Source organism: Nocardia aurea, from assembly GCF_003123685.1.
Classification (GTDB): Bacteria; Actinomycetota; Actinomycetes; order Mycobacteriales; family Mycobacteriaceae; genus Nocardia; species Nocardia aurea.
In genome coordinates, this window is sequence record NZ_QCYJ01000138.1 from 1 (window position 1) to 679 (window position 679).

The 679-nt window shown below is 58.8% G+C and carries 1 protein-coding gene; it reads left to right on the forward strand.

Annotation, left to right across the window (positions count from 1 at the left end):
* Positions 1-679: amidohydrolase family protein (locus tag DAT37_RS36685; RefSeq protein WP_232840224.1), on the forward strand; the 679-nt coding region annotated here is incomplete at both ends.

Consider the following 679-nt stretch of genomic DNA (forward strand, 5'->3'; position numbering starts at 1 on the left):
TCGATCTGCCGTATCAACTGTTCGACGCGGACAACCATCTCTACGAGACCAAGGACGCGTTGACCAGGCATCTGCCCAAGCAGTACGAGGGTGCGATCCAGTACATCGAGATCAACGGCCGCACCAAGATCGCGGTGCTCGGCCAGATCAGTGAGTACATCCCGAATCCGACTTTCGACGTGGTCGCGCGTCCGGGTGCGATGGAGGATTACTTCAAGTACGGCAATCCCGAGGGTAAGAGCCGTCGTGAGATTTTCGGTAAGTCGATGAAGGCGATCGATGCTTTCCGTGATCCGGTCGCTCGTCTGAAGGTCATGGATGATTTGCAGTTGCAGCGTGCGCTGATGTTCCCGACTCTGGCCAGTCTGGTCGAGGAGCGGATGCGTCATCATCCCGAGCTGATCCACGCGGTGATCCATTCGCTCAACGAGTGGATGCTCGAGGAGTGGGGCCAGGACGGTAATTTCGTGCATTCGGACCGGATCTTCACCATTCCGGTCATCACGTTGCCGATCGTGGAGAAGGCGATCGAGGAGTTGAACTGGGCTGTGGTCGAGCACGGCGCCAAGGCGATCCTGGTTCGTCCGGCTCCGGTTCCGGGTCTGCACGGTATGCGTTCGTTCGCGTTGCCGGAGTTCGATCCGTTCTGGAAGCGGGTCGTGGAACTCGACGTGCTGGT